The organism is Gammaproteobacteria bacterium (genome assembly GCA_029882975.1).
Lineage (GTDB): Bacteria > Pseudomonadota > Gammaproteobacteria > SZUA-152 > SZUA-152 > JAJDNG01.
In genome coordinates this window covers 39,481-55,551 of sequence record JAOUJW010000031.1, presented here as the reverse complement: position 1 = coordinate 55,551, position 16,071 = coordinate 39,481, and the positions used below count along the sequence as shown (strand labels likewise).

Genomic DNA, 16,071 nt, shown 5'->3' with positions numbered 1-16,071 from the left:
TTATCGCGACTGGCTGCCGGTGGCTTGTGCGGCTGTCTTAATTGTCCTGCATCATGTTTGTTTTTTCTTTTTACAGGCCGCGGGATTTCCTGTGTATGTGATGCCGGATGTTTCCCAGTTTGGGATGGTGTTGTTGCATGGGTTTTATGTGGCGTTTGAATCCGCTGTGCTGATTTACATCGGCAATAAAGGAGAGCGTGAGACTTTGCTGCAGGAAGCCATGATGCAGGAATTGCGCAATGTAAGTGCTCGTCAGGAAACAATACTGAACACTGCGGGTACACAGATTACTTTTTTATCAGAAGCGGCAGGCGGTATTCACGCCATGGCGGAACGATTGCACCAGGGTGCGGCAGATCAGGCCGCCAGCCTGGAACAAAGCAGTGCCTCCTTGGAGCAGATTGCAGCGGCTATTATAAATAATAACCACGGAGCGCAAACTACCAACAACATGTCTCGTGATGCCTCACAACAATCGCACCAGGCCGGCAAAGCGGTGAAAAATACCCTGGAAGCTATGATCCATATCACTGACAAAATCAGCTTGATTGAAGATATTGCTTATAAAACCAATTTGCTGGCTTTGAATGCAGCGATTGAGGCGGCGCGGGCCGGCGATCATGGTAAGGGCTTCGCGGTGGTGGCTGAGGAGGTTCGTAAGCTGGCAGAGCAGTCACAAGTTGCCGCGCAGAATATTCGAGCCCTTGCTTCCGATAGCGTGGATGTCGCGCGAAATGCCGCGATATTTCTGGAGCAATTGGTGGCGCAAATCGAAAAAACATCGCTGTTGGTTGGCGATATATCCGTGAGTTCACAGGAGCAGGCCGGTGGGGTGGAGCAAATCAATCTTGCGGTGGCCGCTTTACAAAAAGTGGCGCAAAGTAATTTTGAACTGTCCGGGAGCTTGGCAGGTACTGCCAAAGAAGTGGAATTGGCCGCCTATTCCATGCAAAAAGTACTGCAGAACTAGATGATCTCCCGTTTCTGCTGACCTGATAATTACAGCGAATCACTGTTGTTTTTTTTGGAGTTGCGATAGAGTAATCAAGATGGTATCTACAATTGCTAATTGTATGCGGTCGAAAGACGATTGTAGAACCAGCGCACATTTTGGGGAATATATCTGCGCTCCGTATTCTAAAAACTATATTTAGTTGTTACTATAAGATTCCTGCCGGTAGTATCTTTCTATTTTATTTTCCATCGCAATTTTACGGCAGCTGAATTGTTAGGGGGATGTGTATGCGTACTTGGATTTCTATTCTGGCTGTATTGGTGGTGTTAATAATAGCGGCATGTGGTGGCGAGGATGATCGTCCTCCATACAATCCAACCCAGTTTGAAATCGGTCAGGCATTGTATAACGATAATTGCGCTCAAAGCGGTTGTCACATTAGCGAAGATGATAATAGTGTCACTAACGGCTTTAGTGTTTTGTGTACTACAGCGGATGCGATCAAATTCGCAACGGAACCTGGCTCCGGTCTCAGTATGCCTACGTTTAACTTTGATGCCGACCAGGAAGCCGCTATCTCCAACTATTTATTCAACGTGCGCCCGCAGGATTGCTAAATCATAAACCCAAACAGGGGTTGGGACGTACATTGTTTAAATAATACGATACCGATTCCACTTGAGCCGCACTCAGCGATATGGTTGGCATTAGCGTAGGGTTAAAACCGTCGGTCCAGATTTTTATCAGCGATGCTGAACTGCAAAGAACCGATGAACCTCTGGAAGTGGCGTTTTCTTCATCCCGGTGACAGGTGCTGCCAACGCAATTGCCGGTGAATGTGTTACGTCCTTGGTTGTATAAGTTAGAGTTGGTTTGTACCCGTATAGTGATAGTTTCGCTGTCACTAAAACCGGCAGAGTTGGTGGCACTGAATTGGATTTGGTAGTCGTAGCTGATGGTCTCACTGTTGGTTGGCCAGGTAAAATTACCCGTGCCACTGTTGCTGCTAAAGCCGGCTCCTTCCAGATACGGGTCGGGACCGTTACCCACGGAACCGTCGCTGGTCAATACCAATGCGCGGTTAGCCGAGTCGCTGGCGCTGACACTGAAATTCAAAGTGTCTCCGGCAATGATGGTTTTAGTGCCGATGGCCTGCAATGTCGGTGCGTTGGGTCCGGCGGATTTCCCGGTTGAATTGGTGTCGTTACCTGGGTCACTGGTACATCCCACCAGCACCGCCAGGGTAAAGCTTACAGCAATCGCTTGCCTCATAAAGTGCCCCCTTAAATCAAACATTTCCGCGGTTATCGTTAGACCTCTGATTTTCTTCATGAATCAATCAGGGTGACTTTGATTTTTTTGTGATGGCTTGGTTTTGTCTGCGCTTCCGCTCCATCCGCAGACAAGAAAAACCGGTCTTACCTTGGAAAACAAAGCCATTGTACCTGCAAACCGGCAGTGTGGAAATTATCTCGTGGTGTGGGTTTGGGGCAGCTATAACGGCACCGAGCTCTGGACGGGAACTTGTTGATTTTTTTGAGCTATATTTAAGGGAACGGCTCAACGGGTTTAGCCGTGCTTTCCGTATGGGAAAGCCAATAATGCTATTCTTATGGTATGTAGAGGTAAATGTGTAGAGGCGTCTCCGTTTGACTAAATCGGGTGCATAATTATGGATACAAAACGACAACCGGCTTCTGACGAGCCCATATGGGTCAAGTCCTATCCACACGGCATACCTGCGGAAGTGGATATTCACGCGTACCAGTCCATTGTTGCGGTGCTGGAGCAAAGCTCGCAGCGTTTCAGTGAGAGTCCCGCTTTTTCCAATATGGGGCGTAGTATCAGTTACTCCGAACTGGGACGTTTGACTCAGGATTTCGCTGCTTATTTGCAGTCTCTGGGGCTAAAACGCGGCGACAAAGTGGCGATTATGATGCCCAATGTTTTGCAATACCCCATCGCCATTTTCGGTTGTTTGCGGGCCGGGGTGACAGTGACCAATATCAATCCTTTGTACACCCCAAGAGAATTGAAGCACCAGCTCAATGATTCGGGTGCCAAATGCATAATCATATTAGAGAATTTTTGTCATGTCCTGGCGCAAGTTATCCCGGACACAGCGGTTCAAACGGTTATTACCACACGTCTTGGGGATTTATTGGGTTTTCCCAAATCCGCTATTGTGAATTTTGTGGTCAAACACATTAAGAAAATGGTACCGGCTTTTCAATTGAGCGGCAGTATTTCTTTTAGTCGTGCTTTGGATGAAGGTGCGAGCCGGAATTTACAAGCGGTGGACTTGAGTGCTGAGGATATTGCGTTCATTCAATATACGGCCGGCACTACGGGAGAGTCCAAAGGGGTATTGCTCACTCACGGCAATATCGTGGCCAATTTACAGCAAATATCTGCCTGGTTGGGGCCGCATGTGGAGGAAGGCAAAGAGCTGATTGTGACTCCTTTACCCCTGTATCATATTTTTTCCCTGACAGCTAACTGCCTGTATTTTATGAAAATCGGCGCTAGAATTCATCTGATCACCAATCCCAGGGATTTCAAAGGGTTTGTCAAAGAGTTATCGGGATTGCCTTTTACGGCCATTACAGGGGTAAACACTTTGTTTAACGCCTTGCTGAATACACCGGGGTTTGCGCAGCTGGATTTTTCCAAGTTAAAAATCACTCTGGGTGGAGGTATGGCCGTGCAGCGCGCGGTAGCGGAACGCTGGAAAGAAGTGACCGGCGATGTGTTGGTGGAAGCTTATGGTTTGACCGAAACCTCGCCGGCTGTGTGTATCAATCCTATCGATATGGCGCAATACAACGGTAAAATCGGTTTGCCTATTCCCTCAACGGAGTGCTCCATACAGGATGATCAAGGGAATATGTTAGCGCCGGGTGAGCCGGGTGAGCTTTGTGTGCGGGGACCGCAAGTGATGCAAGGTTACCTGGGACGACCGGAACAGACGGCGAAAGTACTTAAGGATGACGGCTGGTTCCATACCGGCGATATGAGTACTATGGATGAAAATGGTTATGTGCAAATTCTGGAACGTAAGGATGACATGATCCTGGTTTCCGGTTTTAACGTTTATCCTAACGAAGTGGAAAGCGTTATTGTGGAACATCCGGGGGTACTGGAGGTTGCGGTTATCGGTGTGCCGGATGAAAAATCCGGAGAGGTGGTGAAGGCATTTGTGGTCAAGAAAGATCCCGCCTTAACAGAAAACCAAATTCGTGAACATTGCAAGCAGGGTTTGACCGCCTACAAGGTTCCCAAACAGGTGGAATTTATCGATTCTCTGCCCAAATCCAATGTGGGTAAAATATTACGGCGGCAACTGCGTTAACAGCTGCCGCCGTGTTTTGGGGTAGAACGGGAATTACTGAACGACAAAACCGGTAAAATAAATGTTTTCAATGAGATCTTTACCGGTTTCTTCCTGTAATGCAGTTTGTACCGCCGCCAGGGTTTGCTCGCGCAACTTTTCTTTCCCTTCCAGATTGCCAATGCTCTGTGGTGTTTGTTGGCTAAACAACATGATCATAATATGGCGGATTAAAGCCATGTGATGCTTAACTTCATCACCTACAGCGGGGTCAGTGAGTCTGGCCTCTGAGGTGATTTGTAGAAATCGAATACCGGAATGGTCTTTGATATTGACAACAAAGGGCGAGCCCAGAGGCAGGTATAAGGAATTGCCACCACCACCACCGGCGCCAAAACTCGGTGCGCAAATCAAGGTGAGCAGAGCAAACATCAGAAAACGCATTTTCATATTGGACCTCAAGATTGTTATCGCTTAGGGATATATCGAGTCCAATATGGCTATGTTTAGAGCAACACTGCAAACAATTAATTTACAAATGATCTGTCCTGGCTGTGAATTCACGTATCGTTATTTATTTCAGCAGGGATCCCAGCAGTCCTCGGACCAGTTGTCGGCCCAGAGAGCTGCCGATGGCCCGGGCCGCGCTCTTGGCCATGGCCTCAAACACGCTTTGGCGCGGACGGCCGCGGGGTCGAGTGGCTGTCGCTTGTCGCTCCGGATGAGTGGATTCGGCTCTTTGTTTGAGTCGTTCGTAGGCGGACTCCCGGTCTATCACGGCATCATAACGGCCTTTAAACGGTGACTTCTGTAACTGTTGTTGTCGCTGTTCCGCCGTTAATGGGCCGATTTGAGATTGGGGCGGGCAAATGAGGATGCGCTCTACTGGAGTGGGAGTACCCTTGGGGTCCAGCACGGACACCAGTGCTTCGCCTACACCCAACTCAGTGATTGCCGTTTCCGTATTCAGCTTGGGGTTGGTTCGGAAGGTTTGTGCTGCAGCACGAACGGCTTTTTGATCTTTGGGGGTAAATGCCCGTAACGCGTGCTGTACCCGATTACCCAATTGTCCCAGGATGTTTTCCGGTATATCCAACGGGCTTTGAGTGACAAAGTAGATGCCTACGCCCTTGGAGCGAATCAGTCGAACCACTTGCTCGATTTTATCACTCAGTTCTTTAGGTGCATCTTCAAATAATAAATGCGCTTCATCAAAAAAAAACACTAACTTGGGTTTGTCTGTATCACCGGCTTCCGGTAATTGTTCAAACATTTCCGCAATCAACCACAGCAGAAACATGGCATACAGTTTGGGTTGTTGCATGAGATCTGTGGCATCCAGGATGCTGATGACACCATTGCCGGAGAAATCCGTTTGCATGAGGTCGCGCAATTCCACTTGCGGTTCGCCAAAAAACTGTTCGGCGCCCTGTTGTTCCAGAGCAAGGAGTTTGCGTTGAATCGCGGCCACACTGCTGCTGCTCAAACTACCGTACTCAGACTTCAGTTCCTTGCTGTTTTCTATGACCCAGCTTAACAGCGCGCGTAAGTCCTTGCTGTCTAACAACAACAGGCCCTCATCATCCGCTATTTTAAAGATGACTTGCAGGATACCACTCTGGGTGTCATTCAATTGCAGTAGATTGGCCAATAAAGCCGGTCCCATGTCCGAAACTGTGGCCCGAATGGGATGCCCCTGCCGGTTGAATAAATCCCAAAAAACAACAGGGAAAGGGCGTTGACGGTAGTCCTTGAGGCCCAATTGCTCTACCCGTTGGGATATTTTCGCATGTGCCTGGCCAGGCAGAGCCATACCGGATAGGTCTCCTTTTACATCTGCCAGAAATACAGGTACGCCGGCTTGGGAAAACCCCTCCGCCAGGGTTTGTAATGTCACCGTTTTACCGGTGCCCGTGGCTCCGGCCACTAAGCCGTGGCGATTGGCCATGGGCAGTGCCAAAGAAACACTGGAACCGATTTGCGGGTTGGCGCCTAAGTAGATTGTTTCGCTCACAGGGGGCTCTTCCTTAATCCGTAGAATTTGGCGGAATATACCGTAAATCCACAGGCGTTCAAACGTCCCATTTGACATTATTTTTTGCTCAGGGCATATTCAAGTCTTGGGTTTTACAGAAGTGAGAGTAGGGGCAATGCAAAAAGTAATATTTCCAGTTATTTTTCTTTTAGTTACAAGTGTTCAAACCGTTTTTGCCGGGGAGGAAATCCAACTGGCTGCGGCAATCGGTGCCGGCGCCATCAATTCACCGCCTGTGGTTCAGACGGATGATGCTGTTGCCGGTCATGCCGGCAGTGCCGGGGCGGCCATGAGTACCACTACCATGGTGCTTGTCGGTGCGGTTACAGTAGGTGTTTTGGCTGCCGTCGCATCAGCGGATTCCGGTACATCCCACTAAATTTGTTCTTTTAATTGTTGCTCGCTGCCTTGGCTTTGTTCCAGGCCTTCCTGCGAGCAGCAATCCCTGTGGGCTGTGTAGTGGTTTGTGCTTCTATCGAAAGCTGGGGGTAAGATGGCGCGACACTGCTTTATTGATGCCGATTTTGATTTGGCAGCGCCGCGTATTTCCTTGATGGCTGTTTTTCAAGTAAACTCTGCGCGGTTCAAGCGGGTGTCGTATAATGGCATTACCTCAGCTTCCCAAGCTGATGACGAGGGTTCGATTCCCTTCACCCGCTCCAATTTCCACAAAACGTATTACCCGGGAATTCCCTCCAAGCGGTAAATCTTGTTTGCGGTTATCCAATAAACGTTGCGAATGGATTTCCACACCCCTGTTCCGGTCATGCTGAACGCTCTGTCTACGTAGGCATTAGGACTACAGAGAATGCGATGATTCCGGGACCTACGTAATCCGTTTTGGAGTTCCATAATAAGTAGGGGTTTATCGTTGCGACTGATCACACATTCTTGTGTTGTCAGGCCGATCTCATGCTTGACATACTTAGGTATATTCGTATTCTAGAATCCGTTTCGAAATGTTAATCATTAAATTTAGCTGTAAATAAATCGATGTATCAGTAGTAAGAAAACAGTTGTTGTAAGCCCGGCGTTTTTCCTCTCGGAGTTGTCGTCCTACTCCGGACGAGCCGCTTCATGATCTTGCTCTGGCTGTTTCTTTGCTTGGTATGCCGTAACGCCAGGAGAAACTGTATGCGAATAGCCAATGTTCTAAGCCTGGGTGCGTATAGCGCCGTGTTCTTTCTGCCTTTGTCCGTATGGGCAAACCAAAACCCGGATACTCAGGAATTAATCAGCGAGCTAAGAGAGGAAATATCCATACTTCAAGATCAACTTGAGGAAAATAATCTTGCTTCCGCTAATGAGATGAAAATCTCCGGCTACGCGGATATTGAGTACCACGATAATTCACAGGCAAATGCCAATCCCGGTTTTCGTTTGCACCACATGTCATTATTCTTTGAAAAAAATGTCACAGACCAATGGAAGTTTTTTTCCGAAATCGAATACGAAGACGCACCCTTTGTGGAGTTTAGCCGCGATGCGACTGACTCTCCATGTAAAGGGTGTTATGGGAAGATTTTTTTGGAGTCGGCAAATTTTACTTATTCACCCTATGCTCAGATGAATTTACGTGGCGGGCGTTTCTTTACGCCGGCCGGCATTTGGTCCGTCGATCACTATCCCTCCTTTACTCCGACGCAATTACGTCCGGAACATATTCGCGAGATCTTTCCGCAAGTGGTGGATGGTTTGTCTTTGTTTGGTACCGTTTCTTTGAGCGGCGCATTTATTAACTACGATGCCTATTATGGTAACGGTGAAGGTAACTCAGGAAAAAAAGATACCAACAGCGAAAAAGCGGTCGGGACCAAGATCTCTTTCTTGTTCCCGCAGTTCAAATATTTGGAATTCGGTTTAAGCAGCTATGAAGATACGATCCTTGTGGATGCGACTAACAGTATCCGTAAAAAAGCAGCAGGGGCGCATTTTAAGTTTAAAACCGGTGGATTTACTTTTCAGGGGGAATATGCAAAAGGGCAATACCTGCCAACTGCCGCAGCCGAATATTACCGAACCGGATACTATATGCAAACAATCTATGAGCTGCACAAATTGTCTCTAGGTTACCGCTACGATTTTTACCAGGAAGACAGTAATACGAAAGATGACATCATATTTAATTCCGTGTTTGTCAACTACCAGGTTAACCCGTCCATTGTTTTCAAATTAGAGCGCCACTCGGTGTCCGACGAGGTGGCGAATGAAAACTATGAGCATATTATCGGTAGTGTCGTTTTGTATTTGGGTAACTAGGGAGCAGACAAATGAATATGAATCAAAATGTATTAATATCTTTATTCGTTAGCGCATCCCTATGGGTTTCAGCGGTTCAGTCGGCGGAAGACGTTGTTGTCATCGTTAATGCCGACAACACTCAGTCTGTCAGCAAGCAACAGATTAAAAACATTTATGCCGATATCACGGCGGCTTGGAGTGATGGCGAACAAATCACCGTGTTCCATTTGCCGGTTGATGATGATGCTCGCGAAGTTTTCAGTCAGGCGATATTCGGTGAAAGTGCTGAAAAGCAGGCGGCCGCAGAGTTGAATCGAAAAATCACCAATACCATTAAGAATCCCAGTAAAACTAAAAGTGCCAACCTGGTGAAGAAGATGGTGAAACGTGACCCCAAAGCCATCGGCTATATTCCCAAGAGTTCTTTAGGGGCGTCGAAGGGGTTGCGGGTAGTGTTGACGTTGCAGTCCCCTTGATTGAGTGCAGGGAAATAGGGTATTGATCCGTGAAGGAGTTATCTAATGAGCAATGATAGAAAGGCTTTATCTTTGTGGGTTTTGGTTTTGTTTTATTGGTACTCTTCTCATGCGGCCGCCGATGAGGACTTGAAGGAGATAGCCGTCAAGTTTCAGGATGCGACTTCGTACTTTCTTTTGGGTCAGAAGTTTTCACTGGGTCAGGCTTATGACAAAGCTGTTCATTGGTACACCGAGGCGGCCAAACTCGGACATCTGCGATCAAAGCTGAAGTTGGGAGCCATATATTTCGAAGGTCTGGGGACTGGTTCGGACTACGATAGTGCACTGTATTGGTTACGCGACCCGGCGAATAACGGCTATAACGCGGCGCAATACATGTTAGGGATGATTTATGTGCAAGGGACGCAAAAAGTCCGACGAGATCCTGAAAAAGCATTTGGTTTGTTAAAGTCTGCGGCCGATGATTTTCATACGGACGCTTTATACCAAGTGGGAAAGATGTATGCTTTTGGAATTGGCGTCGAGAAAGACATTCAAAAAGCAAAAAAGTATTTATCACTGGCCGGTGAGCAGAAAGTTGCCTCCGCTTCTATGCTCCTGGCACAACTGCTCAAAGAGGAAGAAACTGAGCAAGCGGCCGGTAGCAAGAACCCCGGTAAAGACAGTAACAGTGCTCTTGGGAAATTTGTCGCTTTGCAGGCCTCGGCGTTAAAAGGGGACCGCCAAGCGCAGACGGCTTTGGCAAAACTGTTTTTGGAAGGTTCTGCGGCACATCCCAAAGATATCCATAAGGCCATAGATTGGTTTCAAGTGGCGGCGGAGAATGGTTGGGCAGAGGCTCAATATTCTCTAGGCAACATTTATCTGGAAGGCAAACTGGTTGCGCGCGATACGGTAAAAGCCGAAAAGTGGCTTTTTGAGGCGGCAAACAACGGTAGTAAAGCGGCGTTGCCGTTGGTGGCACAGCTTGAAGCCAAGCGTAAAAAACCCACACAAAAAGGATTTATGCAGGCGGCTAAGGATGGGGACAAGGAAGCCCAATTTAATCTGGGTTTGATGTATTTATACGGCAAAAACGGTTTACAAAAAAATAGAGCATCGGCGCTGAAATGGCTGAAGCAGGCAGCAGATCAAAATCACATCAAGGCCCAGTATCACACCGGGATGATTTATTACCAGCCGGAGTCTGAGGATAATGGCGCGGCGTATGATTGGCTGACCAAAGCTGCCAGTAACGGGCACGCGGATGCACAATATTTTCTTGGCAGTATTTATAATCAGCAAGGTCAATACAGTGAAGCCATAAAGTGGTTGGACAATGCGGCGGTTAACAATCATTCCGAGGCTTTGGATCTATTGGTGGAAATGTATCTTAAGGGCAAAATCCAAAACCCCAATGCCGAACGCCTGTTGGCCTGGTTGGAGAAATCCAGTTTAAACGGTTTTCGGGATGCTCAGTTTGCCCTGGGTACGCAGTACCTCAATCGGGAAGATGTTGCCAATAATACAAAATTGGCCTATGCCTGGATCGAAAAGGCGGCGAGGAAGGGGCACACTGTTGCCAAATATCATTTAGGCATGATGTTGAAATCCGGCCTCGGGGTGCGAAAGCACTACACCAAATCCGCACGCTGGCTAAAAGAGGCAGCAAAAGACGGTAATGCGGCAGCACAATTCGAGTTGGCACAGTTGTATCACAACGGTGTTGGTTTGCCTCGGTCCAAAGCGAAAGCCAAAAAATGGTATGGTGAGGCGGCGCGTCAAGGGCATACGCAAGCAAAAATCGTATTGGGACGGGACAGCCGTTTCTAGGTTCGTTCAAACAAGAGAAGTCAAGTAAATGGATGTAAATGATGGGTCAGGGGGGGGGTGCCGATTCGGGGCGGGACTTGGGTGCTACTAACAGCCAATCGGTTGCGGTAATCATTCCACTAGCGCCGTTGCGCTAGGTGATTTGGATGGCGATGGAGACCTGGATGTGGTGTCCGCAAACAGTGGCCAATGCGGCTTCTTGTATCGAAATGATGGTGGCAATTTTGTCGATTGGCAAAGTTTAAGTACTGCCAGTGGTCCTTCCATAGCCTTGGGTGATTTGGATGGTGATGTGGATGTGTTAATTGGAAGCTCAATCATGTCTAACTTGTTGTATTTAAATAAGTAAAACTATTTTTCAAGTTAAAGACACATAAAAACCCAGTGATATGTTTGTTTGCTCACCGTTGGCTTTTCATAAAGTTAACGGTGAGCTTTTGGCAAACATTTTGTATTCCTAGGTGCACAAATAACCCCACTTTGGGTTATAATGCCCGGTTTGGTGCACTTGTCTTCCATTAAGTGATCAACCTTCACTGAAGTTCGCTTCGATTGAATCGTGTGTTCTGCTTACCTTGCTTTTAAGAAGATTCCAAGGTAAGCGTGAATGCTGTTTAATGCGGATACGGTTTCGCAGGAATTCGTATTGCGCAGCCATCGAATTCGTGGTGAAGCAATCGGGGCGACAATTGGATTTTATTAACTTTAATTATTTAACTTTTAGAGTACTAACATGGCAGATCTAAACGTTTACAGAAATATCGGTATTTTCGCCCATGTGGATGCCGGTAAAACCACAACCACAGAACGAATTTTAAAGCTGACCGGAAAAATTCATAAAATCGGTGAAGTTCACGATGGTGCCGCTACCACGGACTTTATGGAACAGGAACAAGAGCGCGGTATCACCATCCAGTCTGCAGCGACCACTTGTGAGTGGAATGGGCATCGTTTAAACATTATTGACACTCCGGGACACGTGGACTTCACCATTGAAGTGTATCGTTCCCTGAAGGTATTGGATGGCGGCGTAGGCGTTTTCTGCGGCTCCGGTGGGGTAGAGCCCCAGTCTGAAACCAACTGGCGCTACGCTAATGAATCGGAAGTCGCCCGTATTATTTTTGTTAACAAGCTGGATCGCATGGGCGCGGATTTTTATCGTGTCGTCAAACAGGTGGAAGATGTTTTAGGTGCCAATCCGCTGGTGATGACCCTGCCCATCGGTATAGAAGAAGATTTTGTCGGTGTGGTCGATTTATTGACCCGTAAAGCCTGGGTATGGGACGGTTCCGGCGATCCTTTGAACTTCAAAGTTGAAGAGCCGCCTGCTGATATGGCGGACCTGATCGAAGAGTGGCGGGAAAAGCTCATTGAGACTGCCGTGGAGCAGGACGATGATCTCATGGAAAAATACCTGGAAGGTGAAGAGCCCGACGTGGACTCCCTCAAGCGCTGTATCCGCAAGGGGACCATTGCCCTGGATTTCTTCCCTACCTATTGTGGTTCCGCTTTCAAAAACAAAGGCGTGCAATTGGTACTGGATGCGGTTGTGGATTACTTACCCAACCCCATGGAAGTTAAACCGCAGCCGGAAGTGGATCTGGATGGCCAGGAAACCGGGAATGTTGCCATCGTTGACCCCGACAAACCCCTGCGGGCTTTGGCGTTCAAAATCATGGACGACCGTTTCGGTGCTTTGACCTTTATTCGTATCTATTCCGGCCGTTTGGAAAAAGGTACCACTGTTCTCAACACCTTCACAGGTAAAACCGAACGTATCGGTCGAATTGTGGAAATGCACGCGGACTCCCGTGAGGAGCTTACCGGTGCCCAGGCAGGTGATATCGTTGCGGTCATTGGCATGAAAAATGTGCAGACAGGCCACACCCTGTGTGATCCCAAAAACCCGGCCACACTGGAGCCTATGGTATTTCCGGATCCGGTTATTTCTATCGCGGTCGCGCCCAAGGATAAAGGCGGTTCGGAAAAAATGGGTATTGCCCTGGGTAAGATGATTGCGGAAGATCCCTCGTTTCGAGTTGAAACCGATGAGGACAGCGGCGAGACCATCCTCAAAGGCATGGGTGAGTTACACTTGGATATCAAAATCGACATTCTGCGCCGGACCCACGGTGTTGATGTGGAAGTGGGTAAGCCCCAGGTGGCATATCGCGAGACCATCACTCAGAGAACGGAAGATTCTTACACTCATAAGAAACAAACCGGTGGTTCCGGTCAATTTGCGAAAATTGATTATGTGGTGGAGCCCGGTGAACCCGGTAGCGGTTTTGCGTTTGAATCGAAGGTAACCGGGGGTAATATCCCACGTGAATTCTGGCCCGCAGTACAAAAGGGTTTTGAAATGAGCATGGACCGAGGTGTTCTGGCCGGTTATCCCTGTTTGGACTTCAAAGTATATTTGATGGACGGTGGTTTCCACCCGGTGGACTCCTCAGCTATTGCTTACGAACTGGCTGCCAGAGCCGGTTATCGCCAGACTATGCCTAAGGCCGGTCCGCAGTTAATGGAACCCATTATGAAAGTGGACGTGTACACGCCCGAAGATCATGTGGGTGACGTTATCGGTGATTTGAACCGTCGTCGTGGCATGATCAGGGCTCAGGAAGCGAATGTAACCGGCGTACGCATCAAGGCGGAAGCGCCCTTGAGTGAAATGTTTGGTTATATTGGTGATTTGCGTACCATGACTTCCGGTCGAGGTCAGTTCTCCATGGAATTTTCCCACTATATGGCCTGCCCCAAGAACGTGGCGGAAGAGGTCATTAAGGAAACCCGGGAGCGTAACGCCAAGAAATAGCGCGAGGTTTACGCGCACATTAAAAACCGGGTTAGCGGTGTTAACCCGGTTTTTTTATGCGCTTCTGTTTATCCCTCACCGCCGATTCACCAACGGGCAATTTTCTCCAATCAATTTCGGTCGAAAACCAGCTCTAACGGGAATATAGCCGATTGGTTCAGGGCAGTGTAATAAAATTATCGACGATGGCCTCTGTTCGTAGCGGGGTATGGGAGCGATTTTTTTCATATTCCAGGCTCTGTATCAGCCACTGTTCATTTTCATAGACAAAGTGAACCGTGACATCCCACAAGTCCACAAGGCCTCGGGGGTCCGGTTTGGTATTGAGGATGGCCAATAATTTCAGCACTGGACCTTGTTGTGTGCAGGTGACCCGCTGCCGGTACACAATGACAATGTCTTTGCCTATGTTGAGATTATCCCAATATTGGTTGAGGTAACGTTGCTTGTCACCTTTATTTAATCGCTGGTCTAATTTTTCGGTGTAATAACGGCTAAGGTCTTTGCTGAAAAAAGAGCTGATCTGTTCGAAACGATCCGCCGTATTGAGACTTTCACGGTAACTTTTAAATTGTTGGTACAAGGCTGGTGTGGTATCGCAGCGGGCGTGAGTCAGGGGTGGGAGACAAAACAGTGCAGCGTAGATAAGTGTCCAGTAAGGCAACGCCATGGGTTTGGGCCGTATGCTCAAGTTGCGGACCTTTTAGAATGGGGCTGGAGCCCTCTTTATGTGGTTACCCGCGCGTTCGCAGCGAGTCACCGTCAGGCGGTATGTCGTATAAGCTCTGATGCGTCGCTTAATTCATTCACCGTATTATATAGAAAAATCGCGTAGTGAACAGTGTTCATAATGAGTTTTTTCGGGTGTATATGAATCACTTTGTCCGGTAGTTTAATGCTGTAATTGCGATTTTCCCGGTAGTGTTTTTTGTTAATGATTAAATAGGGTTGGTGACACATGGCGGATCCCCGCGGCATCAGGATACCGCTGTACAGATCATCATTACCCGGTTTGTTTCTGTCCAAGTGATAACCGATTGGTGTGGCATGCTCAGACAAATACTCAATGTGGATGGATATATGCTGGTCGGCTAACAGTTCAGCCTTGTGGATCAAGGCAACCGTTTTAACCGTCAGTTTGGCTTCGCTTTGGGTTCGGCAGACAACAGCGACACAATCGCCCAAGGAGATGGGTTCATCGTCCAAACCGGTTTTTCTAATGAGTTCGCAACCGTGTGCGGTCACCTTGTTGACGGTCCACTGTTGCAGCTTTTCTCCGGCACTAACCGGTAAATGAGCCAATTCACTAATGAGTAAGCTTTGAATGGAAACCAGCCCGGTGGCAATGCGAACGCTTTGACCCACTTGTATGGGTTGGGATTCGGATTGCTGTACGGTTATTGCTGAATGGCGATTTTGTTCCAGTTGGGATAATAACTGTGGAAACAGCTGCAGTTCTGTTTCGATCATGAAGTTGTCATCGCCCTGGTTACTGTCAAGCCAATTCTGCAGTTCTTTTACGCAATCGTCTAAGACCAGATAGCGTGTGGACTCACTTTGGTCCGGTGCGGCGCAGGGTTTGACACAGCGGTCCTCATCCAAATGGAAACTGTAGTTATAATTGGCGTCTTTGACGAAGTCTCTCGTATACCGACAGGAAAGGCAAAAAGGCTGCAGGGAAAAAAACAGTGTTTGGATCTGTAAGGAATCCAGGGAATCCGGGTCGATCAGATCCATTAGCTGGATTAGGGCGTGAAACGAGGCTGCGGTCGGCGTTTTTGCATAACCTTTTACTGCGCGTATGGGCAGCGTATGGGCATCAAATTTTTCGGCATACGCCAGCAATTGGTTGATTTCCAGCAAGGCTTTTACCGGAGGGTTGGTGTGACAGCGCTTGGAAAACATGAGGCTGTGGCAGATGAGCTCCATGGAGCGGAATATACTGGTGAGGACATAGGTTTCTTTTTTCGGGTTGATGCCGTTTTCATGGGCGCTTTTAACAATTATCTTATAGCCGTGCCCCAGCTTCACATACAACCACATGATTTGTTTGGCCAAACTCATTCGTTCCATGGGAGTGACTTTTAATTGTTTTAGGCGCATTTCATCATAAGTTTGCAGAATAGCGTCGTAGGCTTCGTGATAGATCTCCAGCAGTGCGAAGCGATCGCGATCATTTAGCAGGAGCTCATTGAGGCCGCAAATGGCTTTGTCCAGCGCCGTCACTGTGGCGGCTATATTGGTGGTGGGCAGCTGTGAAATCCACAGCTTAATGTCCTTGCCGTTCAATATAACTTCCGAGTTTTGGGAAAGCCGTTGTTCTGGAGTTGTGAGTAGAATTGCCATTGCGGATGTTACACCTAAGCTGTAAATGTCACAGATAAGTTAAAAATCGTCCGC

14 protein-coding genes and 1 tRNA gene are annotated in these 16,071 nt (G+C 48.0%); 10 read left to right on the top strand and 5 right to left on the bottom strand.

The features are described from left to right. Positions 1-451 precede the first annotated feature (451 nt). Complete coding sequence (locus OEY58_18590) at positions 452-970, top strand: methyl-accepting chemotaxis protein (GenBank protein ID MDH5327464.1); 519 nt, start codon at positions 452-454, stop codon at positions 968-970. 272 nt (positions 971-1,242) lie between these two features. Next, positions 1,243-1,572 (top strand): hypothetical protein, encoded by a 330-nt coding sequence (locus OEY58_18585; GenBank protein ID MDH5327463.1) that lies wholly within the window; start codon positions 1,243-1,245, stop codon positions 1,570-1,572. Position 1,573: 1 nt separating this feature from the next. On the opposite strand, the gene OEY58_18580 is transcribed toward OEY58_18585, so the two are convergent. Next, on the bottom strand, positions 1,574-2,227 hold the full coding sequence (locus tag OEY58_18580; GenBank protein MDH5327462.1) for a hypothetical protein: 654 nt from the start codon (positions 2,225-2,227) through the stop codon (positions 1,574-1,576). A gap of 400 nt (positions 2,228-2,627) precedes the next feature. On the opposite strand from OEY58_18580, the gene OEY58_18575 reads away from it, so the two are divergent. Then, a complete protein-coding gene (locus tag OEY58_18575; GenBank protein MDH5327461.1) occupies positions 2,628-4,307 on the top strand; it encodes an AMP-binding protein in 1,680 nt (559 codons plus the stop codon). A 33-nt stretch (positions 4,308-4,340) separates the two neighbouring features. Here OEY58_18575 and OEY58_18570 read toward each other — a convergent pair whose 3' ends face one another. Both OEY58_18570 and OEY58_18565 read right to left on the bottom strand, forming a co-directional pair. Further along, on the bottom strand, positions 4,341-4,736 hold the full coding sequence (locus OEY58_18570) for a flagellar basal body-associated FliL family protein (protein ID MDH5327460.1): 396 nt from the start codon (positions 4,734-4,736) through the stop codon (positions 4,341-4,343). A gap of 124 nt (positions 4,737-4,860) precedes the next feature. Further along, a complete protein-coding gene (locus OEY58_18565) occupies positions 4,861-6,288 on the bottom strand; it encodes a DUF853 domain-containing protein (protein MDH5327459.1) in 1,428 nt (475 codons plus the stop codon). 148 nt (positions 6,289-6,436) lie between these two features. Between OEY58_18565 and OEY58_18560 the strand changes: the two genes are divergently transcribed. The 7 genes from OEY58_18560 (at position 6,437) to fusA (ending at position 13,671) form a co-directional block, all read left to right on the top strand. Then, on the top strand, positions 6,437-6,700 hold the full coding sequence (locus tag OEY58_18560) for a hypothetical protein (protein MDH5327458.1): 264 nt from the start codon (positions 6,437-6,439) through the stop codon (positions 6,698-6,700). A gap of 209 nt (positions 6,701-6,909) precedes the next feature. Beyond that, positions 6,910-6,983: transfer RNA gene (locus OEY58_18555), tRNA-Gly, on the top strand. A 472-nt stretch (positions 6,984-7,455) separates the two neighbouring features. After that, positions 7,456-8,580 carry a hypothetical protein gene (locus OEY58_18550; protein ID MDH5327457.1) on the top strand — a complete coding sequence of 375 codons (1,125 nt, stop codon included), beginning with the start codon at positions 7,456-7,458 and terminating at the stop codon, positions 8,578-8,580. An 11-nt stretch (positions 8,581-8,591) separates the two neighbouring features. Next, complete coding sequence (locus tag OEY58_18545; GenBank protein ID MDH5327456.1) at positions 8,592-9,038, top strand: substrate-binding domain-containing protein; 447 nt, start codon at positions 8,592-8,594, stop codon at positions 9,036-9,038. A gap of 45 nt (positions 9,039-9,083) precedes the next feature. Next, a complete protein-coding gene (locus OEY58_18540) occupies positions 9,084-10,853 on the top strand; it encodes a sel1 repeat family protein (GenBank protein ID MDH5327455.1) in 1,770 nt (589 codons plus the stop codon). Between the two features lie 142 nt (positions 10,854-10,995). Continuing rightward, positions 10,996-11,202, top strand: a complete 207-nt coding sequence (locus OEY58_18535; GenBank protein ID MDH5327454.1) for a VCBS repeat-containing protein — start codon at positions 10,996-10,998, stop codon at positions 11,200-11,202. A 384-nt stretch (positions 11,203-11,586) separates the two neighbouring features. Continuing rightward, positions 11,587-13,671, top strand: a complete 2,085-nt coding sequence (gene fusA, locus OEY58_18530) for an elongation factor G (protein ID MDH5327453.1) — start codon at positions 11,587-11,589, stop codon at positions 13,669-13,671. 157 nt (positions 13,672-13,828) lie between these two features. Here the strand turns inward: fusA and OEY58_18525 are convergent, their stop codons facing one another. Together OEY58_18525 and OEY58_18520 are read right to left on the bottom strand one after the other, a co-directional pair. Continuing rightward, the gene (locus OEY58_18525) at positions 13,829-14,362 is read right to left on the bottom strand and encodes a hypothetical protein (protein MDH5327452.1); all 534 of its coding nucleotides are present in this window, start codon (positions 14,360-14,362) and stop codon (positions 13,829-13,831) included. A 71-nt stretch (positions 14,363-14,433) separates the two neighbouring features. Then, entirely contained in the window at positions 14,434-16,017 is a 1,584-nt protein-coding gene (locus tag OEY58_18520) for a hypothetical protein (protein MDH5327451.1), read from the bottom strand. Between the last annotated feature and the right edge of the window lie 54 nt (positions 16,018-16,071).

Bases quoted from the DNA above. Each gene is read 5' to 3' on its own strand.
- OEY58_18590 (MDH5327464.1), top strand. From the start codon at position 452: ATGTCTCGTGATGCCTCACAACAATCGCACCAGGCCGGCAAAGCGGTG.
- OEY58_18585 (MDH5327463.1), top strand. From the start codon at position 1,243: ATGCGTACTTGGATTTCTATTCTGGCTGTATTGGTGGTGTTAATAATA.
- OEY58_18580 (MDH5327462.1), bottom strand. From the start codon at position 2,227: ATGAGGCAAGCGATTGCTGTAAGCTTTACCCTGGCGGTGCTGGTGGGA.
- OEY58_18575 (MDH5327461.1), top strand. From the start codon at position 2,628: ATGGATACAAAACGACAACCGGCTTCTGACGAGCCCATATGGGTCAAG.
- OEY58_18570 (MDH5327460.1), bottom strand. From the start codon at position 4,736: ATGAAAATGCGTTTTCTGATGTTTGCTCTGCTCACCTTGATTTGCGCA.
- OEY58_18560 (MDH5327458.1), top strand. From the start codon at position 6,437: ATGCAAAAAGTAATATTTCCAGTTATTTTTCTTTTAGTTACAAGTGTT.
- OEY58_18550 (MDH5327457.1), top strand. From the start codon at position 7,456: ATGCGAATAGCCAATGTTCTAAGCCTGGGTGCGTATAGCGCCGTGTTC.
- OEY58_18545 (MDH5327456.1), top strand. From the start codon at position 8,592: ATGAATATGAATCAAAATGTATTAATATCTTTATTCGTTAGCGCATCC.
- OEY58_18540 (MDH5327455.1), top strand. From the start codon at position 9,084: ATGAGCAATGATAGAAAGGCTTTATCTTTGTGGGTTTTGGTTTTGTTT.
- fusA (MDH5327453.1), top strand. From the start codon at position 11,587: ATGGCAGATCTAAACGTTTACAGAAATATCGGTATTTTCGCCCATGTG.
- OEY58_18520 (MDH5327451.1), bottom strand. From the start codon at position 16,017: ATGGCAATTCTACTCACAACTCCAGAACAACGGCTTTCCCAAAACTCG.